Source organism: Brasilonema angustatum, assembly GCF_059505445.1.
In genome coordinates this window covers 26,200-51,402 of the sequence record NZ_JCACKO010000149.1, presented here as the reverse complement: position 1 = coordinate 51,402, position 25,203 = coordinate 26,200, and the positions used below count along the sequence as shown (strand labels likewise).

The window sequence follows — 25,203 nt, the reverse complement described above, 5'->3', positions numbered from 1 at the left end:
TTAAGCGTTCCCTGTTCCCTGTTAAGCGTTCCCTGGCTCTACTTTGTCAATTCACGCTCATCAAACCGGATTCCTATAAGTCTTTTTCCTTGAGAGCTTTTTTGGTAATCATGAAGTCATTCTCAAACGCGATGTTGTAGAATTTCGCGAATAAAGCTATCAAAACCAATTCTTTGTAAAAAGCGTGCGCTTTTTCATCAGAGTTAGCCCTTCACGATTGTACCTTTGGAATCAATCCTTCAATTCCTTCTACATACCAATCCATTGCAAGTTGTTCCCTATCACTCAACACCTGACCGTTCGGGACTCGCAGCACACCGTTTTGGTCTTTCACCGGACCATCAAAAGGATGTGCTGCACCCCTAATAAACTCATCACGCTTCGCCATCACCAATTGTTGAACATCTTGAGGAATTACAGGATTCAAGGGCGAAATATCCACCATTTCTTGGGCTATTCCATACCAAACTTCTTCAGACTTCCAAGTACCATTGATCACAGCCAAGGCTTGCTCTGTATAAAATTTACCCCATTTATTCAGAACTGACGTTAAACAAGCTTTTGCACCAAACCTACTCATATCAGTGTTGTAGCCAAAAGCGTAAATACCCTTTTCCTCTGCTAGTTGAATGGGTGCAGCAGAGTTAGTATCTTGTGTTAGGACGTCTGCACCTAAGTTAACCAGAGTTTGGGCTGCTTCTCTTTCTTTGGCTGGATCATACCAACTCTCTACCCAGACCACTCTTACTTTTGCTTTTGGATTCGTCTTCCGCAGTCCTTGCGTAAACGCGCCTATCCCTCGAATCACTTCAGGAATTGGGTATGAAGCAACAAAACCAATCACATTCGATTTTGTCATTTTACCAGCAATCATGCCAGTTAAGTATCGCGGTTCTTCAAAGCGTCCCAGATAGGTACCGACATTTGTAACGCGTTTGGGTCCACTACATTGCTCAAAACGAACATTGGGAAAATCTTTTGCTACTTCAAAAGTTGGGTTCATGTAGCTAAAAGAAGTCGCAAAAATTAACTTATTACCTTCTAACGCCAATTGACGAAGAACCCTCTGGGCGTCAGCATCTTCACTAACATTTTCTAAAAAAGTGGTTTTCACCCTTTGCTGAAGATTTGCCTCCATTTCTCTGCGACCTAAATCGTGGGCATAAGTCCACCCAGCTTCACCTATAGGTCCAACGTAGATAAATCCTACCTTAAGAACTTCGTTCGCCGCCATAGGTGAAGCTGGGACAGGTACTTCACCCTGTGGTTGAAATTTACCGCCTTGGTTACAGCCGGCAAATGTAAAGCTAGTTCCTGCTAAAGTGGCATACTTTAGAAACTTACGACGCTCCATAAATAGAATATTAAGATATTGCCGCTCCTAGCGTGTCCTATAGTAACAGAAATTGCCGTAATTACAATCACGTGTGAACTCGTGTAAATTGCTAATTTCATTGGTTTACTCGGTAGCAAAATGTGCATTTCCACTGTATAGGAATCACGTATTGCTCAATCAACACAAATATGTAATTAGTTAGATTGACAATGCGATGTGCCGCTATGCCGCAGCAAAGCGATGGCATAGCCTGCCCTATACCCCAACAAAGCGGAGCTTTGTTACCCTGAGCTTCGCTCAGGGGGAGGGCAGTTCTCCAAACTGCCCTCCGGGCATGTACGGGCGATCGCCAATATTGTCAATCAACCATGATTCCCCTGGCTACTCCAGGTGTTATCTATGAATATATTTGAGCTTTTAGCAGGGGAAGACGATCATCCAGCCTTGGTTGCACCAGAGGGATCAACACTCACTTATAAGCAACTGCGTGAGAACGTCGTCGAACTGGTATCTCAACTCAACAGTTTTGGTTTGCAACGGGGCGATAGCTTCGCTGCTGCGCTCCGCGCAGATCGTATCGCCATTGCCATGTCAAACGGGGTACCTATGGTACTCAGCTTTCTTGCGGCGGCTTTATGTGGTACTGCAGCACCACTCAATCCAAAATACAAGCAAGAAGAATTTGGCTTTTACTACGAAGATACTCAGGCAAAAGCGTTGATTACGCTGCCTGACGTGCCAGAAGCCGCAATTGCCGCTGCTACGCCCGACATGATACACATTCATGCTCAGGTTACCGAGAACGGCACATTAAGCTTTGAATTTGTGAAACCAGCTTCCGAGGAAGGGAAATCCTTGGGCAATCAAAAGTTTCCCGACTCCGACGATGTGGCGATGATTCTGCACACCAGCGGTACCACGAGTCGTCCCAAGCGAGTCCCGATTCGGCATCGTAACTTGATTGCTTCTGCTAATAATATTATCGGTGCATACTCACTTTCGCCAGCTGACACGACACTCTGTTTTATGCCTTTGTTCCACATTCACGGGCTGGTGGGGTGTATGCTGGCAACTCTGGCATCTGGCGGAACGCTCGTTATACCCGATGGTTTCAATGCTCTAAGTTTCTGGAAACTGGTGGAAACTTATAAACCCACTTGGTACTCGGCTGCACCTACCATGCACCAAACAATCCTAGCGCGAGCTAGCCGCAACGAAGCCATTATCAAAGCGAACCGCTTCCGCTTCATTCGCTCTAGCAGCGCTCCCCTTGCCCCTGTGATTATCGAACAAATGGAAGCAACGCTCAATGCTCCTGTCTTAGAATCTTACAGCATGACCGAAGCTGCTCACTTGATGGCGACTAATCCGCTACCGCCTAAAGTACGTAAACCGGGCACGGTTGGCTATGGCTTTGGTGTGGAAGTCGGTATTATGGACGAAGATGGCAATTTACTGCCTCAAGGAAGCTTGGGCGAAGTTGTGGTAAAAGGACCAAATGTAATTGATGGCTACGAGAATAACCCACAAGCTAATGCGACTGCTTTTGTGAATGGTTGGTTCCGTACTGGCGATCAGGGGACACTGGATGCTGACGGGTATCTGCGCCTGACTGGACGGATTAAGGAATTAATTAACCGAGGCGGTGAAAAAATTTCCCCACTAGAAGTGGATGATATACTGCTGCGCCATCCTGCAGTTGCTGAAGCCCTTGCTTTTGCCGTACCTCATAAATCCTTGGGAGAAGATATTCACGCGGCTGTCGTCCTTAAGGGTGAAACCAGCGAAAAAGAACTTTTGGCTTACTGTGCAAGCCTATTGGCAGACTTCAAAGTCCCTAACCAAATTCACATTTTAGATGAACTACCCCGTGGAGCGACAGGGAAGTTGCAACGGTTGAATATGGCGAAGTTGCTGAAGATAGGGGAGTAATAAAAAAATGAAAATCTGTATTGTTGGCGCGGGTGCTATTGGTGGTTATTTGGGAGCAAAGTTAGCCCTCTCTGGCAATGAGGTGACGCTGATTGCTCGTGGTGCTCATTTAGAAGCAATTCAAAAAAATGGGCTGAAACTGATTATGGCAGATGGCTCAACCCAGATAGCTACCCCAAGTTTGGCAACTAGTGATATGAGTCAAGCCGAACCTCAGGATGTGGTGATTTTGGCTGTTAAGACTACGAGTGTGGCGGCGATCGCTCCCAATCTCCCCTCTCTCTATAAACCTGAAACAATGGTAGTGACAGCTCAGAATGGCATTCCCTGGTGGTACTTTCGCAAGCACGGCGGCGAGTATGAAGGAACTGCGATTCAATCTGTAGATCCGGATGGTACCATTGAAGCTCATATTAATGTTGAGCGCGTGATTGGTTGTGTGGTTTACCCAGCAGCTGAGATAGTTGAACCAGGTGTGATTAAACATATTGAGGGCGATCGCTTCAGTTTGGGTGAAATCGATGCTTCTAAAACCGAACGAATTCAGTTGTTAGCGCAAGCTTTGAAGTCAGCAGGTTTGAAAGCACCCATACGCACTCAAATCCGCACTGATCTGTGGGTGAAGTTGTGGGGGAACGTAGCGTTTAATCCCATCAGCGCCTTGACTGGTGCAACACTCGATCATATTTGCCAGTACCCTTTGACTCGCGAACTAGCAAAACAGATGATGAGCGAAGCACAGGCGATCGCCCAAAAGCTAGGAATTGATTTTGGCATCACCTTGGATCAGCGAATTGAGGGTGCCCAAAAAGTTGGTGCTCACAAAACTTCGATGTTGCAGGATGTTGAAGCGTTTCGTCCAACAGAAGTGGATGCGATCATTGGTGCTGTCGCAGAACTGGGAAGACTGACGCAAACTCCCACTCCCCATATTAATGCTATCTATGCCAGTGTTAAGTTGCTGGAGAAAACCCACATGGGGAACTAGTACTCCAAGGCGTAAATTCGGTTAGGGTGTAAATATAGACTTTTAAGGGGAAGCGTTTGGCAGTATAACCCTATCTAAACTTACGCCGCACTGTACTAGTGGGTACGGCCACAGCTGCGCAAGAGCGGGCACGGCCCCGTGCCGAACGGAGACTCACCTGTTAAGAGTTAGTATGGCTATGGCTGACGCCACGCAAGCGCGCCTAAAGCCACGCAAGCGAACACCAAATCAAACCGGATTCCTATATATCAAAGTAATTTAATAGGCAAAATGGAGACATAATGGCGTTTAAAACTCCAAAAAGAATCGGAACGCATAATTTAGAATCTGTACAACGTTCGCTCATCAAGCCAGATCTTTTGAATCTTTCTGGTAGTGGTTCCATGCTCAATGGAGTTATCATTGAACGTAATCTTGATGTGCCAAATGTTGAGCTTAATAACACGTCAGCCAAAGCAGCGAAACACGTCATAGTGGTTCATTCCAGAAGTTCTGCTAGTTTGGAATGGAAAATTGATGGTAGCCACAAAACATCGCTTTTCTCGGCAGGGGATACAGTTATCAATCCAGCAGGTCTTTTTGTTGCCCCACGCTGGAGTGCAGAGGTCGAGATACTCTTGCTAGGGATAGATCCCGTCTTCATGACTCGAATTGCAGAACAAATGAATCGTCATAGCGGGTTAGAACTGATACCACGCTTTCAGTTTAGGGATGAACTGCTACGTTCATTAGCGCTCAACTTAATTGCTGAGTTCGAGCAGGACATACCCCCTGATCCTGTTTACGCTGAATTCCTAACTCATACGCTGATTGCACATCTGATAAGATGGTATTCAGTTGCAGGAAGCAAGGCGCTACCAGCAAACAAGGGATTGTCAGTATCTAAAGTTGCATTAGTGAAAGACTATATTAATGAGCATCTGAGCGAAGTACTTTCATTAGAAGTGCTTGCAACTGTAGTAGACCTAAGTCCTTCTCATTTTATGACTCTTTTTAAGCTATCTACTGGGCTGGCTCCACACCAGTATGTGATAGCGCAACGTATCGAAAAAGCGAAAGCATTGCTGACGCAAACCAGGCTATCGATCTCAGACATTGCTAGCCAGACGGGATTCGCCGACCAAAGCCATCTAACTCGTCTGATGCGCCGCCACACAGGGTTAACACCTAAAGCATTACGAGGTGGCTGAAGCCGCAACGTATAAAATTGTTGGAATCTTCCAAAGGTCATGATTTTGTTCAAGATTTTGCCATCGCCAGACTTCTATAATTTTGTGCGACTCATAGTTAACAACCCATTAAGGAAGAAGATATGACTTATCAATCACTCCAAGGAAAAGTTGCTATCGTGGGCGGTGGAGCGAAAAACTTAGGAGGACTCATCAGTAAAATGCTGGCGGACCAGGGTGCCAAGATTGTCGTCCATTACAACAGTGTTTCTTCCAAAGCCACAGCCGACCAAATGGTGGCAACGATCAAGGCAGTGGGGTCGGATGCCTTCGCCATTCAGGGTGATCTAACTCAGGTTTCCAATGTCACCCAGTTATTTGATGCAGCAATTCAGCACTTTGGTCAGGTAGATATTGCTATCAATACTGCCGGAATGGTGATTAAGAAGCCATTCACCGAAATTTCTGAGCAAGACTATGACCAAATCTTCGCCATCAATGCCAAAGCTGCATTCTTTTTTATGCAAGAAGCAGGTAAGCGCCTTACTGATGGTGGCAAGATTTGCACCATTGTCACGTCGCTGCTCGCAGCTTTCACGGGCTACTATTCAATTTATGCAGGCAGTAAGGCTCCGGTAGAACACTTCACTCGTGCTGCCTCTAAAGAGTTCGGTTCTCGTGGGATATCGGTAACGGCAGTCGCGCCTGGACCGATGGAAACCCCGTTCTTTTATGGTCAAGAAACTACTGAGTCGGCTGCTTATCATCAGGCAGCAGCAGACTTGAGCAAGTTTACCAAGACTGGCTTAACTGACATCAATGATATCGCGCCGCTTGTGCTGTTTTTGGTCACCGATGGATGGTGGATCACAGGACAGACTATCTTTGCCAACGGCGGTTACACGACGCGGTAAATTACAGATGTTCATCGCCCTCAGGGTGTGGCAGTCGTTCTATGTGACCGACCTGTCTAATGCGATAAGCCAGAGGACTTCGGCGTGAGCGCGATCCCTGAGCTTGCCGAAGGGCAGTCGTTCGCGCAGCGTGCGCTTTGCGCATACGCTTGACGCTCCGCGTATCGCGCACATATTCTAAATATTGCTTCATAACATCATAGTCGGATTTTTGACTGCTTCTACGAACTCAATAAAGAGCGCTCTGGTACCTCTGGGGGTTCTGGATTGGGATTGGCAATTGCTAGTACTCCAAAGCGTAAATTCGGTTAGGGTGTAAATATGGACTTTTAAGGGGAAGCGTTTGGCAGTATAACCCTATCTAAACTTACGCCGCACTGTACTAGTGCTCTCACAACCCAAAATTGCCGGGTTAAGGCAAGCTGGGGAAGTAGGGGAAGTAGGGGAGGCAGTGCGTTGCGGAGAGCAGCGCCTTGCGGGGGTTCCCCTCGTTGTGGCGACTGCGGGAGGTTTCCTCCGTTGTAGCACCTGCCGTGAAGCTGGGGGAGAGTAAAAATTTTTTCACCTCATCTACCCCTCAAAGTTGATGTAGTGGACTACTAGAAAAATATTGGGCGTGGATGGCGCACAAGACGACATTTTCAGGACTTGTTTGACAAGTCTGGCTTTGAGTTAGAAAAAGTGGTTGACATCCAAACCAACCTTTCGGCAATGGAGTTTGGTTTTGCGTCTTGATCTAACGCACAGAATACATGTAATTAGTGTGCAACAATACTAGGGAGATTAGAACAAAGGAAGATTAGACAGCAATGCGCCGACTTATTTCCATGATGGTTCTGTATTATTTAATTCAATCTTATGGATGTTATCCAGGACTTTTCAATCTTCCATTAAGGATCTATCTCAAAGATAACCTTGGACTTTCACCAGCACAGTTGGCAAGCTTCACCAGTTTTATTTTTATTCCTTGGTTAATAAGACCATTTTTCGGAATCATTCAGGATGCAATTCCGCTCTTTGGCTATCAGTTCAAAAGCTATTTTTTTATTTGCTATGGGCTAGCGCTGATTCTTTTATTAGGATTATGCGGTTTTCAATTTAATACGGTTAACATGCTGGCAGGCGGTCTTCTTTTAGTCAATGTATGCATATCTTTTAGCGATGTGCTGACAGACAAAATCATGGTCGTTCAAGGCACGATGTTAGGCAAAACAGCTCTCTTACAAGCAGTTCAATGGACTGCTCTGAGTTTTGGTCAAGCGGTTCTGTATTATATCAGCGGCTGGCTCGCTACAAATTCTAATCTATCCATCGCTTTTGGGCTAACTGCAATTGTGCCGTTGATTGGTTTAATTGGAACCTTCATATTACTTGGAGATGAAAAAAAGCAGCACACAACTGTTTCAATGGGAAGTAGTTTGAAATCCCTTTGGTCAACACTAAAATCGCAACGGTTTCTAGCGATTATTGGCTTTATTGCTTGCCTTGAATTCACTCTTATTCCGCCCCTGGTAGATTACCTGGTATATTACTATAAAGATACTTTGAAATTTGACGCTCAATTTATAGGTCTTTTAGGTACATTTGAAGCTATTGCCAATGGTTTAGGTGCAATCGTTTTTGGGATTTTTGCCCCCAGAATGTCACGACAGTTGTTGCTTAATCTTGCAATTGGGTTAACTGCTGTCTCTACCATCGGTTTGTTGTTTATACAGAATGTGCAGAGTGCTATCCTGGCGAGTATATTTTTTGGATTTTTTTACATGATAGCTATGCTGGGTGTACTAGAACTAGCAGCAAGAGCTTGTCCTGTTGGTGTGGAAGCAACAACCTACGCACTGCTAATGTCCGTGTATAACCTGGCTAAACAGCCGGGTCCTATCTTGGGTGGTTACTTATATAATCGGGGAATTCCAGTTTCCATCCTTGTCATTGTTAGTGCAGTATTTACAATGCTTTGTTGGTTTCTCATTCCTCTACTTAAGTTAAAGCAAAGCAGTGATACGCCATCTTAACTGTAAGCATACAAAATCAATAGACTTCGTGGCAGTTGTAGGGAACAGGGAACAGGGAACAGGGAACAGGAAACAGAACGTCGTAAAATCTCATTTTTGCAAGATGTCTAATATTAAAAAAATAAGATTTTTATAATTCAATTGCTTTAGGCAAAATGGACTTTGATAAAATTCCATGAACACCTTTTTGCGGACTGTTGACAACTTGAGTGATGCGAAAATTCACGGCTAAACTACACAAAACATAAGCATCTTCCGCCGACAAATTGATGAAGCGTTCTAAAAAGTCAATCATGTTTTTTAAAGCCAGTTCCAAAGCTTCATCTAATGTTTGACCAAATCCCATAGTGATGATATCTGTAGATGTTTCGGCAATTGGCGTTGTCAATTGTAAATCTTTGCGAACTTTTAACTGAATTGTGCCGTTCATTGAAGTCTCAATTGCGGTGACATTAACTTCCCCATCTCCTTGAACTGAGTGTCCATCACCAATAGAAAATAAAGCACCAGGAACAAAAATTGGCAGAAAAATCTTAGTCCCGGCTTGGAGTTCCTGATTATCAATATTACCACCATAATTACCAGGAGGAATTGAGTTTCGGGATGCTTCTGTAGTCGCGACACCCAGGATACCAAAAAAGGGTTTGAGAGGAATTTTGATACCGCTACCAATTGGAAATTCTGTAATATTATCTTCTAAATTCAGAGGAAGAAATCTTAAAGCTGGTTGATGAAAATGATGTGGTAATGCTCCCCAACCTGTACGAATTGCATTGAAGCCAACAGGTAAACTTGGTGTGATTGCTTCTAATTTGACTTCCAAAACATCTCCAGGTTCCGCACCCTGCACATATATTGGTCCTGTCAACAAATGTGGTCCTGCTGCAACTTTGCGTTCTGGAGAAAGATTTTGGCAAATATCAACAAATGCAGGTGTGAGAAACTCCGGTGGTGCTTTGTCGTAAACGTAGTAACCAGTGTATGTTTCTACGTCAACTGTATCGCCAGAGTCCACCGTGAGTGCTGGTTCTAAAAGATGAGAGAACCCACCTAGATGCACAGTTTCCCTAGTGGCTTTGAGAATGTGGTGAGGCATTGTTTATTATGGTATTTTGTTATTTTTGTGTTTTTCTCTCGTTCCCTATGCTCTGCATAGGAATGCACTGCAGGAGGCTTTGCTTCTCAATGATTATACTGAGGCAGAGCCTCAACTTATGCATTCCTTGCCAGAGACAAGGAACCAGAGAAATATTCTAAATTAGAAATTGCATAGAGGGAATAACTCAATTTATAATTCCTTCCTTTTCTACGCTTTCATAATTATTCTGAACTAGAAGTATTTGTCGGACGCGCTGAGATTATTTGACGCAGCAACATCTCTCCCCAATAAGGAACAGGAGCAAGTAGCACGGTACCAGTTCCCTCGAAAGTATTGACTAAAAACTCACCCGAAGTCATTGAACCCAAAATAGACTTAGTGGCTTTTTCAACTCGATATTTTAGGGTGTTCGTGCGAGCGATCGCAAAATTACCATCGACAACCAAGCGGTCATTTTGCAAATGTATCTCTTCAACAGGTCCTTGGGCTACCATGACCACTTTTCCTCTACCTTTGACTTTAGTTTGAAACAAACCTTCGCCACCGACTAAACCAGAAAATAATTTATTTCTCTCAACACTGACTTCTACAGAACCATCACTTGCCCAGTATGCTCCTTTGTCTAAAATCCATTCAGTGCCATTTAACTCTATGATGTGAAATCCAGATAAAGAAGGCTCCAAGTATAATTCACCAGTTCCTGTATAAGTGGGTCGAAAAATATTTTCACCTGTTGCTAAAGATTTAAAAAAGCTACCTGCTGAAGGTGCTTTAGATTCCATATTAATTTTGCCACGCATATAGTACAAAGCACCAGACTCCGTTTTCACGGTTTCGTGTTGCAAAATAACCTTGACTAAGCGCAATCCTTCTTTTGTTATAACCTCAAAAGTTGCCATTGCTTTCCTCTGTTATTACAGAAATACAAATTCATTGTTTCCAAGACTAAGTTTGCTTGTTTCATGTCATTCGCGCTCTCCTCACCTTCCAACAATTATATAGAAGCAGCAACCCACAGTTATGCATTCCCTGCCAGAGACAAGGAACGAGAGAAATAGTTTTATTTTAAGCAAATAAAATAAAACTATCCCGCAAAAATGTAACGCCTATAGGACTCACGCACGAGTTATGAAAGAACAAGACTGTGAGATTGCGCACTCCTCGTCGCAACGGGTGCAAGTAGGTTATTTTTGCCTAAGTCCTGGCTTATTTATTTGCGCTATCACCAATTTCTAAACTTTGACGCGTTGTTTTGCGAGTAAAGGAATTCCAAGCATCCAATTCTAAAGCAGGACGGCTGAGTAACATCGCTCTTATCGCCTCACTCAATCCCTGAACAAGAGTAAAATCTGCTCCAGCAATGCTCTGAAGGTACTCGATTTCAACACCACTGAAGTTGGTAGCTCGTAAATCTGCCCCTTGTAAATCTACATTATTGAGTCGCGCATTCCGTAAGTCAGCTCCTGTCAAATACGCTAACCGTAAATCCGCACCACTCAGGCGTGCATTTTGTAAATTTGCTCCAGTGAGATCTGCACCACACAGATATGCTCCCAACAGATTTGCATTCCTCAAATCAGCATCTCTCAAATTGGCAGTGTTGAGGTGAGCACCATTAAGATTAGCACCAGGACCAATTGCCCCACAGGTTTTGTAAGCAAATCCTTCGGGCCAAATCGTGTCTTGATCATATCGAGCTGCTTGTAGCTTAGCTCCTTCCAAATTCGCACCGCTGAAATTTGCTTTTTGAAGATATGTCCGGTGCAAAAATGCTCCTTGCAAATTGGCATTGCTCAAATCAGCGCCCTGCAAGTCAGCCTTACGCAGATCCGCACCACTCAGATCTGCCTCACACAGAATTGCCCCACTCAGATTGGCTCCAACCAGATTTATCTGGCGCAGGTTTGCTCGTTGCAAATCGAGTCCCCTGAGGTCGGACTGATACAAATCTTCATGATTGAGAGCCTCTCCTGCTTTGAGGGCTGCGATGTTACTAGATAAGGAAATATTGGAGTTTTTTGCAGTCATTTTCTTTAAGGAGCGCTTAGAACAGTGAACAGTTAACAGTTAACAGTTAACAGGCAACGCCAAGGTGAGCGTCAGCCGAACGGGAACAGGGAAACCGATTTGTTGACCCCCTGGTAACTGATAACTGATAACTGATAACTGATAAAAGTGTACAATGTGAGACATCAGATAAATTCTTGTTACATTCCTTTACACTTTTCCTGCTGTTGAGGTTAGAAATGCGGCTGATTCCACCCATGACTATGATGGACTTTTTTCGTAAGAGTCAAGGCACGTGGTTTACCCAACGCACTGTCCACCATTTTGACCTGGCTGCGGATCAGTCTGGGGAGTCAAATTTGATTATTCAAGTCGTTGAACCAGAAGATCCAAGAGTGAAAACGATTTGTGAAAATCAAGGAATTGATCCTGCCAGGGCAATGGGGGGAGGCAGTTTTATGTGGCAGGAAAACCAGGACAATCGCGAACCCAATCCAGACCAAGCAGCGGTGCTTGTTGATGTGCCAGATGATGAAAGTTTGTTGTCTGGAAAACTCATCCGCGATCGCGGCTACGTGGAAAAAATGCCCGTTGTTAGTCGCTACTGGTTTGGAAAAGATGGCATTTTGACAATGGACACGGAATATGATATAAACCAGGGACAAGAACGGTGCTGGTTTATTACTGATGACTTTCGTGTGCGTGTTAGTACTGTGCGTGCGATGAGTGGTGTATATATGATGACATATTGCTCAGAACGCCGTTGCGTATCAGAGGCAACGTTAAATCAACTTATTGAACAGAATTTGGCAAGAGCATCAGGAAGTTAAGTTTGGTAACTGGAGTATGTCACAAATTATTGCATCCTTGTAAAGAAATGGGACAGAGGTTCTCAGAATCCTTTATTGTTGTCGAGAAAGTCTTATAAATATGGATTAATATCAATGTACAAGCCCTTTGTAAAACATTTAGAAAATGAACTGTATAACAGATTCAATTTACAAAATCGGGCAATTCCAGCAGGGTTAGAGTTAAAGGTCAGCGATCGCGGCAGAAACCCAGCAACCATTCAAAGCTGGTGCTATCAATGCCCACAATTGCGGAAAATTCGCTATACCTACATTGATGCGGGCGAAAGTGCTCAAATTTTCAATAGCGTTATTTATCCTAACCATCATTACGACTTACCCTTGTTGGGAGTAGATTTTCTGTCGTTCGGTAAAATAAAAAACTTGGTTGTGCTTGATTTTCAGCCTCTGTTCCAAGATGAGGCGTATCAGCGCAAGTACATTGAGCCATTGAAATTCCTACACGCTAAATATCCAGATTTGGCACAAAACTTGGAGATGAAGTTTTATGATGCCAATCAATATTTCTCTAAATACCTACTGTTTGCCAAAACAAATGCCGAAACCGTCGCGACACGCTTACTTGCAGCGTTCAAGGACTACTTGAATTTGTACTGGCAAATGCTAGATGAGGCGGAACCTCTACATGATCCAGAAGACATTGCGCGAATCGTCAAGGCGCAAAAAGATTACGACCAATACAGTGCTGAACGCGATCCGGCGTCAGGTCTATTCAGCAGTTACTTCGGTCATGAGTGGGCAGAACGCTTCCTCTACGGGTTTTTGTTTGAAGATGCAGTACCATTAGCCGCTACCGCCAAAAAGTAGTTTTTTGCTCCTTGTGTTCTGTCATTAGTCATCTGTTAAAAAAAATTACTGATGACTGATGAACGGCAGGTGCTTTATGCCGGGAAACCCGTCCACCGCACTGCCTCCTAATGACTAATGACTAATGACTAATGACTAATAACCAATGACTCTTTATCAACCGTTTCTCGATTATGCGATCGCCTATTTACAATCGCGATTAGAACTCATGCCCTATCCCATTCCTTCAGGGTTTGAATACAAAAGTGCGATCACCGGTAAGGGCAAGAATCAAGAGGAAGTTGTGACGACCAGTTATGGCTTTTGTGCACCAAAACTTCGACAGATTCGGGCAGCGCACGTACAGGGGGGCAAATCACTCCAAGTTCTCAATTTCGTTATTTTTCCTGATCTGAACTACGATCTGCCATTTTTTGGAGGGGATTTGGTAACCTTGCCAGGAGGACACCTGATTGCCCTAGATATGCAACCGTTGTTTCGGGATGATCCGGACTATCAAGCAAAGTATAGCGCACCAATTCTGCCCATCTTTGAGAGCTATCGGCAACACCTACCGTGGGGTGGAGACTTTCCCGAAGAAGCCCGCCCTTTCTTTTCGCCAGCATTTCTCTGGACTCGCCCCAAAGAGACTACTGATGTTGAAACCCATGTGTTCGCCGCGTTTAAAGATTACCTCAAGGCATACTTGGATTTTGTAGAACAGGCGGAACCTGTGAAGGATGCTCAAGCCCTAGCTACCATCAAGCAGGCACAATTGCGCTATTTGCGGTATCGGGCCGAGAAAGACCCAGCACGAGGAATGTTCAAGCGTTTCTACGGCGAAGAGTGGACAGAGGAATACATTCATGGCTTCCTGTTTGATCTAGAGAGAAAGCTGACCGAGTCAGTTGTCAGTTAACAGTAAGCAGTTATCAGTTATCAGTTGTTACTGTTCACTGTTCACTGTTAAGCGTTCCCTGTTCCCTGCTAAACGTTAACTTTCCTTATCATTTGGTTTAAGCTTTGCTTTGCGAATTAATTGGGCGATAGTACGAGATAGGGAGAGTCCAGACTCTTCGGCGAGCTTTTCTAACTTCTCCCGTTCAATGTCGTTTAATGTAACGTTTAGTCTACTTTTCTTCGTTGCCACGGCGCAAAAGTGGTGTAACTATGGTACGTATTGTCAAGCTTAAAAGCTAGACTGCATCTGGATTGTTACCGTTTGTAAAAAAAAAGTAAGTTATAACAACTTTTAACACACAAAGTTCCCCTTTCCATTGTATAAAGATTTAGGAAGGCAAAAATGAGAAGCAGCTCATGGCTCAGTTACCTCTAAAATAGAAAATGAGGAGTTTGTCTCAGATTCGTTAAATAACTTAACACTGTTATCAACATACCGAAACAGGCAAATCTGAGAATTGCTGAGAACCAGTCATGCCCTCTATCACTGTATAGCCTTTCTAAGCTGCCCACACAGGCAAAATTCACGATTGCTGAACGATTCCGTAGTGAAACGAAATCGTAACTCAAACAAAGGAATTAGGAGACCAAATTTATGCTAGACGCATTTGCAAAAGTTGTTTCTCAAGCCGATGCACGAGGTGAATACCTGAGCTCTAGTCAACTAGATGCTCTGACAGCAATGGTCGCAGATGGCAACAAGCGGATGGATACTGTCAACCGCATTACCAGCAATTCCTCCGCGATCGTTGCTGATGCTGCTCGCAGTCTGTTTGCAGAACAACCCCAGCTGATCGCTCCTGGTGGCAATGCTTATACCAGCCGTCGGATGGCAGCTTGCTTACGCGACATGGAAATTATCTTGCGCTACATCACCTACGCTATTTTTTCTGGAGATGCTAGCATACTCGACGATCGCTGTTTGAACGGTCTGAAGGAAACTTACTTGGCGCTAGGAACCCCTGGTGCTTCTGTAGCAGTGGGTGTTCAAAAAATGAAAGACGCAGCCTTAAAAATTGCGAATGACACCAACGGTATCACCAAAGGAGATTGCAGCGCGTTGATGTCCGAAGTATCTGGGTACTTTGATCGTGCAGCTTCTGCAGTTGCTTAAATCTTTAGTCACCAGTCATTTCATCAATAGTCATTAACTTTAGACAACTGACTAGTGGACAAATGACTTTAGACAAACTCGCTTTCAAGCAAAACTTTGTAAAACAATACAAGAGATACGAAAAGCAATGAAAACTCCACTCACTGAAGCCGTTAGCGCTGCTGATTCCCAAGGACGTTTCCTGAGCAGCACAGAAGTCCAAGTTGCGTTTGGTCGCTTCCGTCAAGCTAGCGCTAGCTTGGAAGCTGCTAAAGGTTTGACCTCTAAAGCTCAAAGTTTGGCTGAAGGTGCTGCAAACGCTGTATACCAAAAGTTCCCTTACACCACCCAAATGCAGGGACCTCAGTATGCTGCAGATTCTCGTGGCAAGGCAAAGTGCGTCCGTGACATCGGTTACTACCTGCGGATGGTCACCTATTGCTTGGTTGTTGGTGGTACAGGTCCATTGGATGATTACTTGATTGCTGGAATAGCTGAAATTAACAAGACCTTCGACCTGTCTCCTAGCTGGTACGTTGAAGCACTCAAGCACATTAAAGCTAACCACGGTCTGAGCGGAGATCCAGCTGTAGAAGCTAACTCTTACCTCGACTACGCTATTAACGCTCTAAGCTAGTAAACACACAGGCCCGGTAGGGTAAACAGCTTTGTTAGCAATCATGATGATTGATGATTGAGTTGTTCACTTTACCGGGCTGCTTTATTCCGATGAAGCACATCAAAACAGTGAAACAGTGAACGCTTAACAGGGAACGCTTAACAGGGAACAGGAACGCTTAACAGGGAACAGTAACAACTGATAACTGATAACTGGTAACTGATAACTGGTAACTGATAACTGATAACTGGTAACTGATAACTGGTTGAAATAGGGAGGCAAATATGGCAGTTTTCGCTGGTTCGGAACGACTAGGGATTACACCGAGCGAAGCTTCAGTATGGATAGAACTGCGCCCAGATGACAGTGCAGAACAAGTCGAGGTGGTAATCCGCGCTGTCTATCGACAGGTCTTGGGCAATTGCTATGTGATGGAAAGTGAGCGACTCGTTGTCCCTGAATCCCAACTCAAGCGCGGTGAGATTTCAGTTCGCGAGTTTGTACGGCAAATTGCTAAGTCGGATTTTTACCGTTCGCGGTTCGTTGAGAATTGCTACCGTTACCGCACAACTGAGTTGAACTTCAAACATTTACTTGGTCGTGCTCCAAATGACTACAGTGAAATGGTTGCTCACAGTCAGATATTAGATGAGCGCGGCTTTGAAGCAGATATAGATTCCTACATTGATTCACTCGAATATCAAGAAAATTTTGGCGAAAATATAGTACCCTACCTTCGCGGCTTTACGACTCAAGTAGGTCAGAAAAATGTCGGATTTAGCCGGATGTTCCAACTGTTTAGGGGCTATTCCAGTAGCGATCGCGCCCAAAAACAAAATCAAGGACGGCTAACTCGGGAAGTAGCCCAGAATACAGCTTCACCCATCTACGCAGCCTCCAGTGGCTCCTTGACAGGTGTCTCTACAGGTAGCCGTGGCGGAAGTACCTATCGACTGCGGATTATGCAACCGCCGTCTTCTAAATCAGCCGTACTCCGGCGTGCAACCAGTGAAGTTGTTGTGCCTTTTGAGCAGCTTTCCAGCAAGTTGCAACAACTGAACAGCAAGGGCTTCAAGGTCATGAGCATCACACTTTCTTAGTTAGTCATAGGTCATAGGTCATTGGTATTAGACAAATGACAAATGATGAACTTGGTTAATAAGGAGATTTTTTAAATGGCTATTACAACAGAAGCATCCCGCCTTGGAACCTCTGCCTTTACTGATTTTTCCCCTGTAGAACTGCGTAGTCCGGCAGATGTGCCAAATGTTATTGCCGCTGTCTATCGTCAGCTATTGGGCAACGATTATTTAATGGCATCGCAACGCCTCACCAGTATTGAATCGCTCCTGGCAAATGGCAGGATTACAGTCCAAGAATTTGTCCGGCAGGTGGCAAAATCAGAACTGTATAAATCCAAGTTTTTCTACAACAGTTTCCAAACCCGAACCATTGAACTGAATTATAAGCATTTGTTGGGTCGGGCACCTTATGACGAAGCTGAAATCATCAATCACTTGGATTTGTATCAAAACAAAGGCTACGACGCCGACATAGATGCTTACATTGATTCACCTGAGTATCAAGCAAATTTTGGCGAATACATAGTACCCTACTATCGCGGCTTCGCGACTCAAACCGGACAGAAAACTGTTGGGTTTAGCCGGATGTTCCAACTATATCGCGGCTATGCCAACAGCGATCGCGCTCAGTTTGGTGGCAATTCTCCACACCTCGTCACAGAGTTGGGACGCAATACCGCAACAGCCGTTGTCGCACCGGGTAGCCCTGGCTATGGCTATCGTCCCTCAGGCAAGGGAGTGACTCCCAATACTGCTTTCGGTGGCTCAACCATTTATGGAGATCGCCGCTTGTACCGTGTGGAAGTGTCTGCTATTTTAACTCCCAAATATCCGCGTGTACGCCGTAGCAACAAAGCTGTTGTCATTCCTTATGAACAGCTATCAGATTACATGCAACGGGTGCAACGCGAAGGAGGCAAGATAGCCAGTATCACACCTTTGTAGTCCCCTTTGGTGAGTCGTCCTTTGGTGGAAAAAACTACAACCGGCAATCAGCTATGGAGCCTTCCAACTGCTGATTGCCGATTTTCCGTAATAACAGGATTTTCTTTGCCGAATGCGCGGATGGGTAGGTGTTGGAAAAAGGGTTTCAAAAAAAATGGCTGGATTGCTTACAGGATAAGACTTTTGGAGAAAAATTATTAAAAACCATCCGCGCTCCTTGCCCAGACAGGATTTCAGCCATTTACCTGTCAACCAATTTACTTTTTATGATGCTACCATTAGATCATCCGCGATTTAGAACCTTGAAAACTTTATATGGTGCAGTTTTCTAATTGCCGCAGTCGAAATTTCTCTTTCTCCCTATTAGGGATTGAAACCAAATGATCCAACGATGCACCAACGAAAATCACAAGTCGAAATTTCTCTTTCTCCCTATTAGGGATTGAAACATGAAGTCTAGTCTTTTTGCTAACCTCAGCATTTGTCGAAATTTCTCTTTCTCCCTATTAGGGATTGAAACGCGATATCCATAAGGTGATGTTACCGGATGTCCTGGTCGAAATTTCTCTTTCTCCCTATTAGGGATTGAAACGTTTTTCGTTCTCGACCGTGTACCAGCAATAGTCGTCGAAATTTCTCTTTCTCCCTATTAGGGATTGAAACTACTTTTGAAAATCTGGTAAGTGTCGCGTGTGTGTCGAAATTTCTCTTTCTCCCTATTAGGGATTGAAACAGTGAATCTGGTATCATCAGCCAGTGCGACAGTACCTGGTCGAAATTTCTCTTTCTCCCTATTAGGGATTGAAACGCTACGAAATGCAGCCCCCTGGAATGATGAATATAAGTCGAAATTTCTCTTTCTCCCTATTAGGGATTGAAACGTATAATATAGTAAGAAAGCAAACAAACCACAACGTCGAAATTTCTCTTTCTCCCTATTAGGGATTGAAACTTCTATATATTGCCGCAGTAAATTGGGGTCAAAGTCGAAATTTCTCTTTCTCCCTATTAGGGATTGAAACTTTTGTTACAATGTTATGACCTACTTCTCAATCCAAGTCGAAATTTCTCTTTCTCCCTATTAGGGATTGAAACCTAACTGAATACTGTCAAGAGAATTATGACGCTACTGATGGTCGAAATTTCTCTTTCTCCCTATTAGGGATTGAAACGCATTCCACTGCTATCCAGCAACAAGCAAGAATGTCGAAATTTCTCTTTCTCCCTATTAGGGATTGAAACATAAACGCTTGGAAGTCTGGCACACTGGATGAGTGTCGAAATTTCTCTTTCTCCCTATTAGGGATTGAAACATGGACACACGCCTAAGACCGGGCGAAGTGTACCAGGTCGAAATTTCTCTTTCTCCCTATTAGGGATTGAAACTATTCTTAATTCAGATGCTTCATCTCTTAGTACTAGTCGAAATTTCTCTTTCTCCCTATTAGGGATTGAAACTTCTTGACCGCAAAAGTAATAGATATCAAATCCTATACGTCGAAATTTCTCTTTCTCCCTATTAGGGATTGAAACATCAGATACTGAAATCAGCAAGCGATTTGGGGTGAGGTCGAAATTTCTCTTTCTCCCTATTAGGGATTGAAACAAGGAGTTTAGGAGTGGTACCATGTTGACAATTCAAGGTCGAAATTTCTCTTTCTCCCTATTAGGGATTGAAACGTTTTTTTTGTTTTGTCATGACAAGAGGTGAGAAGTCGAAATTTCTCTTTCTCCCTATTAGGGATTGAAACTTGACTCACGCTTTAACGCACTACGCCAACTTGTCGAAATTTCTCTTTCTCCCTATTAGGGATTGAAACTTGTCTTTGTAGCTGGTATCCTTTTTAGCGCTGAGTCGAAATTTCTCTTTCTCCCTATTAGGGATTGAAACGATTTTGATGAGTTGGCAGCAAGGGAATGGGGGGATAAGGTCGAAATTTCTCTTTCTCCCTATTAGGGATTGAAACATTATTCCCCCTCTGCTTTGGCACTCAGTCAAAAGTCGAAATTTCTCTTTCTCCCTATTAGGGATTGAAACTATTCCATCAGCACCACAATAGCACGAGAGTTTACGTCGAAATTTCTCTTTCTCCCTATTAGGGATTGAAACGTTCACTCCCCATTTTGCAAGCCAAGCTCGGATGTCGTCGAAATTTCTCTTTCTCCCTATTAGGGATTGAAACCCGTTATAATAATGACCGCACAGGAAACAGTTAACAGTCGAAATTTCTCTTTCTCCCTATTAGGGATTGAAACAGATATTCTAAGACGTTATGAAACCGCGCTCGTCGAGTCGAAATTTCTCTTTCTCCCTATTAGGGATTGAAACTTCCGTTTTCGTCATTGGGAAGTCAAGATTAAAGTCGAAATTTCTCTTTCTCCCTATTAGGGATTGAAACCTTCTACCACTTCAAACTCAACATAACAGCTAAGCTTAAGAGTCGAAATTTCTCTTTCTCCCTATTAGGGATTGAAACCCAAAAAGAAGCTACCAAGTATGTCCAAGATTTTGTCGAAATTTCTCTTTCTCCCTATTAGGGATTGAAACACTTGCTCTATGTTTACAGATGGGCGCGGAGGCAATGTCGAAATTTCTCTTTCTCCCTATTAGGGATTGAAACGTGCTCTCAACACTGTGTTGTCTAGGGTTTCTACAGTCGAAATTTCTCTTTCTCCCTATTAGGGATTGAAACAGCTTTTGATTCAGAATGGCAAGTGTCAGCAGTGGTCGAAATTTCTCTTTCTCCCTATTAGGGATTGAAACTTGAGTAAGCTGCTGTACCAGCGCTACCGCGTCAACTGTCGTCGAAATTTCTCTTTCTCCCTATTAGGGATTGAAACTCAGGCTCACCTGGTTCGCACTTTCTTTTTGGAGTCGAAATTTCTCTTTCTCCCTATTAGGGATTGAAACGTATTTTATTTGTATGCGCAGCACGTTGATTCAAGTGGACAACTATTCTTGTAAAGCGTGTTGAATATCCAGAAAAGGATAATCAATATCTAATTGCCAATTTTCATCTATAAATTCTAGATTTTCATCATAAACAAGTTCTAACTCGCCAATACGCAGTCTGTTATTATGGCTTAAATTATCTTCAACACCATTTCTAGAAGCTGTGAGGATAAACTTCAATTGGAGAAAGCGTTTATTCTGTGTTACGCCAATGGAACTACTAGTTAATTCAGCTTCGAGGGTGCGTGGTAGGGGAATTTCTTCATAATATTTATCTTGCTCATCCCAATAACCGCACACTTTATAATCACATAAAGAAAGATGTTCTTTAACAAGTGTATTGGCATCTATGTTTTTTAGGATTTCAGTAAAATCATGCCAAACTGGGTGATTTTTTAATTCAAGGTTACTCATATCTGATTTTGGATTAATGTTCTGTTGCTAAACCAGGAAAGTGCAAGACTCCATCTAGAAATTTGCCATAAAACCGAAGATCGCCGCCTTTTCCCAATACTTTTATGATTGATAAGATCTGTATGATAAAAAAAGCGAATGGTCATATTGTCAGCACCGCTGCCTAAAGGCAAGGGGCTTCTAGCCTCAAACTTTTAGGATTAGCTGACCAGACTTAGCACCTTCGGGTACTACGTTAACGGCAAGTGTTCAAGTTCCTATTTTGGGATACGTAGCCAGTCCCAAGCTCTAGAAACCAGGGATTAAACAGGTTTAGAGGGCTAAGCCAGTGTCTTTGGTATAGTTACCGACCGTTAACATTGTCGTTAGCGAAGCGGAACCTCCTAGGTTCGGCTAACTTTACTCCCGAAAGGGAAGGCTCTTTTGAGCAAAATCATATGCGTACAGAGTGCTTAGATATCACTTCATAACTGCCTGAACGAAAGTTGAATGCAAAACAACACGGTATTGAGGCACTCCAAGGCGGTATGATAGCTAATAAATTAGCCGTGTCATGTTTCCTCCGTGGTCTTTAGGATCACGTTTTCTACATTCCCAAGAGAAACAGCATGAGTTTAGACGTGTTTGCACCGGATGAATCGAGTAGCAGTGAATCTTTAACAATCGAGCAGGCGATCGCCAATCTCCAAGGAGAAGACTTGGGGTTGCGCATGTATGCGGCTTGGTGGCTGGGCAGATTTCGGGTACGGGAAGCTGCAGCAGTTTCACTTCTCATCCAGGCATTAGAAGACGAAGCCGATCGCACAGAAGAAGGTGGATACCCGTTACGGCGGAATGCTGCTAGGGCGTTGGGAAAATTGGGCGATCGCCAAGCAGTACTACCCCTGATTCAGTCTTTGGACTGCTCAGATTTTTACGTCCGGGAAGCTGCAGCTCAATCCCTAGAGATGCTGGACGATCCAGTTTGTATCCCCAATTTGATTTCCCTACTCAAAGTAGGCTTGCAAGGAAATCACCTCGTTCCAAACCAGCCAGACTTCTCTCAACCTTATGATGCCATCTTAGAAGCCTTAGGAACCCTAGGAGCAACCGTCGCTGTTCCGCTGATTTCGCTGTTCTTGGATCATCCAATCGAGCGGATTCAGTATGCTGCAGCACGAGCCATGTACCAGTTAACTCAAGATGTGATCTATGGAGAACGCCTGGTGCAAGCCTTGGCAGGTAAAGATTTGCAACTGCGTCGATCTGCACTTGCAGACTTGGGTGCCATTGGTTACTTGCCAGCAGCAGAGGCGATCGCTCAAACTTTGGCTGAAAATAGTATAAAACTGATTGCTCTCAAAGGACTACTGGAACACCAGATTTATATGTCACCTTCCAATGAGTTATCTGAGGGCGCTGTTCGGGTGATGACATTAATGGATGGGCTGCTGTGAACTACCCACCACCAACTGCAAGCGGTATGGTGGGCGCTTCTGTACTCATAGGCGAGTGCCTCAGATGAGACTTTCGTCCCGTCTTTGGTCTTGCCTCCCCTCCTACAGCACCAAACGGCTGAACCTTCCGCTTTGGTCATAAAATTGCCTATTCTTGGCTTATTCCTTTTTCAGGCACCTGAAGCCTTATGATGTGCTTTTATATACAAATACGTCCTTCTCAATTGTAAAGGGAGTTTCAACCTTAGCAACAAGAAACGAAGAAGTATCCTTTGAGACTAACTCTTCCCAATTAGCTGGCTGTTCTTTGCCCCAATTAAAAATATCTTTTAAACTCACCACATCTAGAAGTTCTCTCCTAATTAAACATGATGAATTTCCAAAATATTCAATGGGATGAGAAAAGACATCACTTCCCAAATAATTTTTACTTGGACTCCACTTCCAAGTATTTAGATCTATATGCATCAAATTTATTCCCAGAATATTTTTATCTTCATGAAGAATAGTAAGACCATGTTCCAAGATATTAATACAGTCTTGAGGTGTTCCTACTATTTTATTATCGTCATCTATATGTAAAATATAATCAGATTTACAAAGATTCAGACTAATAAGAATTCCAAAATTACTATGAGGCGGATGGGTCATAGTATTATATCTGACACAATCAAAATTATTAATTTGATTGGAAGATTGAAGTATTTTCATCCCATTGAAATCAGGGCTACTATCATCTAAAAATATTTTTTCAGCAAAAGGAAGCTCTAGTAGTTTATCCCAGCTTTGTATAGCACGACGAACAATAGATGCACGCTCACTGTCTAACGACTTAAGATATGAGCATGTAGAAAATGATGTTTTTTGCCACAAATCGTTTCTTGAAATTTGCATTTTATGCATTTCATTCGCTCAAACTTTGCCTGAAAATAGTATAAAATTAATTGCGCTCAAAGGACTACTTGAACATCAGATTTATATGTCATCTTCCGATGAATTATCCGAGGGTGCTGTTCGGGTAATGATGCTAATGGATGGGCTACTTTAGTATGATGCCGCAGCGAGCGACACACAGATTAATCCTCGTCTTCAATGCTTGCTTTGTTAAATCCTAACCACAAGAGTAATACTTCTTCCACTTGTGTCATTTGCTTTGGCGTCAAACTTCCTAGCTTTCGCAGTAACTTTGCATGAGGAATTGTAATAATGTTCTGCACATCAAACACTCCAGTTCGAAGGAAGTTGACTTTGATCTCTACTTCAAATCTCGAACCACGTGGGCTAGTTGTGTGAGGAACTAAGGTTACCAAGGCACGATCTTGTTCCAAAGCTGGAATACTAATGACCAAACATGGTCTAACTTTTGCTGCATAGCCTAGATCGACGAGCCACACCTCTCCACGATCAGGATTATTCATGGGCAGCTTCTTGCTTATCTAACTCTAAAAAAATTGCTTCAGCATTTAAGACTAAATCTTCATCCGATAAAGGCGGAAAATCTACATGAATCACCCGCTTCAAAATTTCCAATGCAATCTCTAGCCGCTCTGAGTCTGGCAAGCGATCAAAGGTGCTTAGGAATTCTTTTACTACAGGAGTCATAATTCTTTTGCTTGAATACACTTCACAATAGCACAAACCTCATTTATGAGTTCATTCATTATTGACCAGCGACTAGTCTAAAATTGAAACAATACAAAGAACTCAGACTATATAAAAAATTCAACGTCCAGCCATCCCTATATTAAAAATTAAGTTTATGACTGCTAATCTTGCCCAAACCCTAATCCGCGCCGTTGAAGAAGCAGACTCCTCTGCCCGTCTACTGGAAGCTGTCGAGCAATTGTCAGCCGCCCGTCTGGAAGCGGCGATTCCAACCCTGATTGCAGCGCTAGGCTATAACAACCCAGGGGCGGCGGTTGCAGCAGTTGAGGGATTAATTCAAATCGGCAAGCCAGCAGTAACGCCCTTAATGGAACTGCTGGATGGCTACAACTATGGTGCTAGGGCTTGGGCAATTCGCGCCCTTGCCGGAATTGGCGATCCACGAGGATTGGAGACATTGCTGGATGCGGCAAAAAATGACTTTTCTTTCAGTGTCCGGCGAGGCGCTGCTAGGGGACTAGGTACGATCGCCTGGGAAGATTTACCACCAGAGCAACTTCAAAGCGCACAAACTCAGGTGCTAGAGACTCTACTACAAGTGTCCCAAGATCCAGAATGGGTGGTGCGTTATGCAGCGGTGACTGGATTGCAGAAGTTGGCGATCGCCGTTGCCATTTCTCACACAGACTGGGCGATGCAAATTATAACACATTTTGACCGCCAGGTCGAATCTGAAGACAATCTCACAGTGATTGCTCGGATTTGGCTGGCGCAGAGAGAAATTCAGGAGTATGCCGTTGAGGTACTCGATAAGGCAACTGCTGCAACTGTCAGCACTTTGGACATCGACTGGCAAGCAACTCTCGAAAAACTTTATGCGCGTAAGCGTCAGGAACAACCCCTGAGCGAAGGCGATCCGCGCAAGTTTCGTGAGGTTGCGGCTGCGATCGCGAGGGCGAATGCTTAGTTTGAAGAAGAATG

25 protein-coding genes and 1 CRISPR repeat array are annotated in these 25,203 nt (G+C 43.8%); of the genes, 14 read left to right on the top strand and 11 right to left on the bottom strand.

What is annotated here, in order from left to right:
- Positions 1 to 211: 211 nt before the first annotated feature.
- Positions 212 to 1,354, bottom strand: coding sequence for a BMP family ABC transporter substrate-binding protein (locus AC5JM2_RS31300; RefSeq protein WP_495839332.1), 1,143 nt, complete (start codon positions 1,352 to 1,354; stop codon positions 212 to 214).
- A gap of 381 nt (positions 1,355 to 1,735) precedes the next feature.
- Here AC5JM2_RS31300 and AC5JM2_RS31295 point away from each other — a divergent pair, with 381 nt between their 5' ends.
- The 4 genes from AC5JM2_RS31295 (at position 1,736) to AC5JM2_RS31280 (ending at position 6,339) form a co-directional block, all read left to right on the top strand.
- The gene (locus AC5JM2_RS31295; protein ID WP_495839330.1) at positions 1,736 to 3,268 is read left to right on the top strand and encodes an acyl--CoA ligase; all 1,533 of its coding nucleotides are present in this window, start codon (positions 1,736 to 1,738) and stop codon (positions 3,266 to 3,268) included.
- A gap of 7 nt (positions 3,269 to 3,275) precedes the next feature.
- Positions 3,276 to 4,256 (top strand): 2-dehydropantoate 2-reductase, encoded by a 981-nt coding sequence (locus tag AC5JM2_RS31290; protein WP_495839328.1) that lies wholly within the window; start codon positions 3,276 to 3,278, stop codon positions 4,254 to 4,256.
- A gap of 281 nt (positions 4,257 to 4,537) precedes the next feature.
- Positions 4,538 to 5,446, top strand: a complete 909-nt coding sequence (locus AC5JM2_RS31285; protein WP_495839326.1) for a helix-turn-helix domain-containing protein — start codon at positions 4,538 to 4,540, stop codon at positions 5,444 to 5,446.
- A 122-nt stretch (positions 5,447 to 5,568) separates the two neighbouring features.
- Positions 5,569 to 6,339 (top strand): SDR family oxidoreductase, encoded by a 771-nt coding sequence (locus tag AC5JM2_RS31280; protein WP_495839324.1) that lies wholly within the window; start codon positions 5,569 to 5,571, stop codon positions 6,337 to 6,339.
- Position 6,340: 1 nt separating this feature from the next.
- On the opposite strand, the gene AC5JM2_RS31275 is transcribed toward AC5JM2_RS31280, so the two are convergent.
- Positions 6,341 to 6,532 (bottom strand): hypothetical protein, encoded by a 192-nt coding sequence (locus AC5JM2_RS31275; RefSeq protein WP_495839322.1) that lies wholly within the window; start codon positions 6,530 to 6,532, stop codon positions 6,341 to 6,343.
- Between the two features lie 616 nt (positions 6,533 to 7,148).
- Here AC5JM2_RS31275 and AC5JM2_RS31270 point away from each other — a divergent pair.
- Positions 7,149 to 8,354 (top strand): MFS transporter, encoded by a 1,206-nt coding sequence (locus tag AC5JM2_RS31270; RefSeq protein WP_495839320.1) that lies wholly within the window; start codon positions 7,149 to 7,151, stop codon positions 8,352 to 8,354.
- Positions 8,355 to 8,484: 130 nt separating this feature from the next.
- On the opposite strand, the gene AC5JM2_RS31265 is transcribed toward AC5JM2_RS31270, so the two are convergent.
- The 4 genes from AC5JM2_RS31265 to AC5JM2_RS31250 form a co-directional block, all read right to left on the bottom strand.
- The gene (locus AC5JM2_RS31265; RefSeq protein WP_495839318.1) at positions 8,485 to 9,450 is read right to left on the bottom strand and encodes an acetamidase/formamidase family protein; all 966 of its coding nucleotides are present in this window, start codon (positions 9,448 to 9,450) and stop codon (positions 8,485 to 8,487) included.
- 224 nt (positions 9,451 to 9,674) lie between these two features.
- Positions 9,675 to 10,352, bottom strand: coding sequence for an AIM24 family protein (locus AC5JM2_RS31260; RefSeq protein ID WP_495839316.1), 678 nt, complete (start codon positions 10,350 to 10,352; stop codon positions 9,675 to 9,677).
- A gap of 307 nt (positions 10,353 to 10,659) precedes the next feature.
- Positions 10,660 to 11,481 (bottom strand): pentapeptide repeat-containing protein, encoded by an 822-nt coding sequence (locus AC5JM2_RS31255; RefSeq protein WP_495839314.1) that lies wholly within the window; start codon positions 11,479 to 11,481, stop codon positions 10,660 to 10,662.
- 39 nt (positions 11,482 to 11,520) lie between these two features.
- Entirely contained in the window at positions 11,521 to 11,646 is a 126-nt protein-coding gene (locus AC5JM2_RS31250) for a hypothetical protein (RefSeq protein ID WP_495839312.1), read from the bottom strand.
- 11 nt (positions 11,647 to 11,657) lie between these two features.
- On the opposite strand from AC5JM2_RS31250, the gene AC5JM2_RS31245 reads away from it, so the two are divergent.
- The 3 genes from AC5JM2_RS31245 to AC5JM2_RS31235 all read left to right on the top strand — a co-directional run bounded on the left by AC5JM2_RS31245 (position 11,658) and on the right by AC5JM2_RS31235 (position 14,034).
- A complete protein-coding gene (locus AC5JM2_RS31245) occupies positions 11,658 to 12,290 on the top strand; it encodes a phycobiliprotein lyase (protein ID WP_495839310.1) in 633 nt (210 codons plus the stop codon).
- Positions 12,291 to 12,404: 114 nt separating this feature from the next.
- Entirely contained in the window at positions 12,405 to 13,136 is a 732-nt protein-coding gene (locus AC5JM2_RS31240) for a 15,16-dihydrobiliverdin:ferredoxin oxidoreductase (RefSeq protein WP_495839308.1), read from the top strand.
- A gap of 145 nt (positions 13,137 to 13,281) precedes the next feature.
- Positions 13,282 to 14,034, top strand: coding sequence for a phycoerythrobilin:ferredoxin oxidoreductase (locus AC5JM2_RS31235; RefSeq protein WP_495839306.1), 753 nt, complete (start codon positions 13,282 to 13,284; stop codon positions 14,032 to 14,034).
- A 75-nt stretch (positions 14,035 to 14,109) separates the two neighbouring features.
- Here the strand turns inward: AC5JM2_RS31235 and AC5JM2_RS31230 are convergent, their stop codons facing one another.
- Complete coding sequence (locus AC5JM2_RS31230; RefSeq protein ID WP_071654251.1) at positions 14,110 to 14,265, bottom strand: ribbon-helix-helix protein, CopG family; 156 nt, start codon at positions 14,263 to 14,265, stop codon at positions 14,110 to 14,112.
- Positions 14,266 to 14,670: 405 nt separating this feature from the next.
- Here AC5JM2_RS31230 and cpcB point away from each other — a divergent pair, with 405 nt between their 5' ends.
- The 4 genes from cpcB (at position 14,671) to AC5JM2_RS31210 (ending at position 17,814) form a co-directional block, all read left to right on the top strand.
- Positions 14,671 to 15,189: a C-phycocyanin subunit beta gene (gene cpcB / locus AC5JM2_RS31225; RefSeq protein WP_495839304.1), complete on the top strand. Its 519-nt coding sequence runs from the start codon at positions 14,671 to 14,673 to the stop codon at positions 15,187 to 15,189.
- A gap of 127 nt (positions 15,190 to 15,316) precedes the next feature.
- Positions 15,317 to 15,805, top strand: coding sequence for a C-phycocyanin subunit alpha (cpcA, locus tag AC5JM2_RS31220; RefSeq protein ID WP_495839302.1), 489 nt, complete (start codon positions 15,317 to 15,319; stop codon positions 15,803 to 15,805).
- 266 nt (positions 15,806 to 16,071) lie between these two features.
- Positions 16,072 to 16,887, top strand: a complete 816-nt coding sequence (locus AC5JM2_RS31215; protein WP_495839300.1) for a phycobilisome rod-core linker polypeptide — start codon at positions 16,072 to 16,074, stop codon at positions 16,885 to 16,887.
- Positions 16,888 to 16,962: 75 nt separating this feature from the next.
- A complete protein-coding gene (locus tag AC5JM2_RS31210; RefSeq protein ID WP_495839298.1) occupies positions 16,963 to 17,814 on the top strand; it encodes a phycobilisome rod-core linker polypeptide in 852 nt (283 codons plus the stop codon).
- Between the two features lie 340 nt (positions 17,815 to 18,154).
- A CRISPR array of direct repeats spans positions 18,155 to 20,725; the repeat unit is 37 nt; unit sequence GTCGAAATTTCTCTTTCTCCCTATTAGGGATTGAAAC.
- Positions 20,726 to 20,767: 42 nt separating this feature from the next.
- Here AC5JM2_RS31210 and AC5JM2_RS31205 read toward each other — a convergent pair.
- On the bottom strand, positions 20,768 to 21,181 hold the full coding sequence (locus AC5JM2_RS31205) for a hypothetical protein (protein WP_495839296.1): 414 nt from the start codon (positions 21,179 to 21,181) through the stop codon (positions 20,768 to 20,770).
- 608 nt (positions 21,182 to 21,789) lie between these two features.
- Between AC5JM2_RS31205 and cpcE the strand changes: the two genes are divergently transcribed.
- Positions 21,790 to 22,617 carry a C-phycocyanin alpha-cysteine-84 phycocyanobilin lyase subunit CpcE gene (gene cpcE / locus AC5JM2_RS31200; protein ID WP_495839294.1) on the top strand — a complete coding sequence of 276 codons (828 nt, stop codon included), beginning with the start codon at positions 21,790 to 21,792 and terminating at the stop codon, positions 22,615 to 22,617.
- Between the two features lie 186 nt (positions 22,618 to 22,803).
- Here cpcE and AC5JM2_RS31195 read toward each other — a convergent pair whose 3' ends face one another.
- The 3 genes from AC5JM2_RS31195 to AC5JM2_RS31185 form a co-directional block, all read right to left on the bottom strand.
- Positions 22,804 to 23,520 (bottom strand): hypothetical protein, encoded by a 717-nt coding sequence (locus tag AC5JM2_RS31195; protein WP_495839292.1) that lies wholly within the window; start codon positions 23,518 to 23,520, stop codon positions 22,804 to 22,806.
- A gap of 173 nt (positions 23,521 to 23,693) precedes the next feature.
- Positions 23,694 to 24,035: a type II toxin-antitoxin system PemK/MazF family toxin gene (locus AC5JM2_RS31190; RefSeq protein ID WP_495839290.1), complete on the bottom strand. Its 342-nt coding sequence runs from the start codon at positions 24,033 to 24,035 to the stop codon at positions 23,694 to 23,696.
- A complete protein-coding gene (locus AC5JM2_RS31185) occupies positions 24,028 to 24,219 on the bottom strand; it encodes a hypothetical protein (protein ID WP_495839288.1) in 192 nt (63 codons plus the stop codon). The genes AC5JM2_RS31190 and AC5JM2_RS31185 overlap by 8 nt, the downstream gene beginning before the upstream one ends.
- A gap of 157 nt (positions 24,220 to 24,376) precedes the next feature.
- On the opposite strand from AC5JM2_RS31185, the gene cpcF reads away from it, so the two are divergent.
- Positions 24,377 to 25,189: a C-phycocyanin alpha-cysteine-84 phycocyanobilin lyase subunit CpcF gene (gene cpcF / locus AC5JM2_RS31180; protein WP_495839287.1), complete on the top strand. Its 813-nt coding sequence runs from the start codon at positions 24,377 to 24,379 to the stop codon at positions 25,187 to 25,189.
- Positions 25,190 to 25,203: the final 14 nt, after the last annotated feature.